Annotated in this window: 1 protein-coding gene; it reads left to right on the forward strand. The window is 64.5% G+C overall.

The features are described 5' to 3' along the window. On the forward strand, positions 1-234 hold a 234-nt coding region (locus J5M58_RS27705), incomplete at both ends, for an amino acid permease (protein ID WP_207880748.1).

The raw sequence follows: 234 nt of genomic DNA on the forward strand, positions 1-234 counted from the left end.
GCTTCTACTTCCCGGTGTTCGGCGAGGGCAACACGCCAATCGCCATCGGCTGCGCCTCGCTGCTGCTGTGGGCGGTGCACTTCCTGGTGCTGCGCGGTATCAAGGAGGCGGCGTTCATCAACCTGGTCACCACCGTGGCCAAGGTGGTGCCGCTGCTGCTGTTTGCCCTGATCTGCCTGTTCGCCTTCAAGCTCGACATCTTCACCGCCGACATCTGGGCGGTGGGCACGCCAG

It is taken from the genome of Pseudomonas sp. 32_A (assembly GCF_017490905.1).
Taxonomy (GTDB): Bacteria; Pseudomonadota; Gammaproteobacteria; order Pseudomonadales; family Pseudomonadaceae; genus Aquipseudomonas; species Aquipseudomonas inefficax.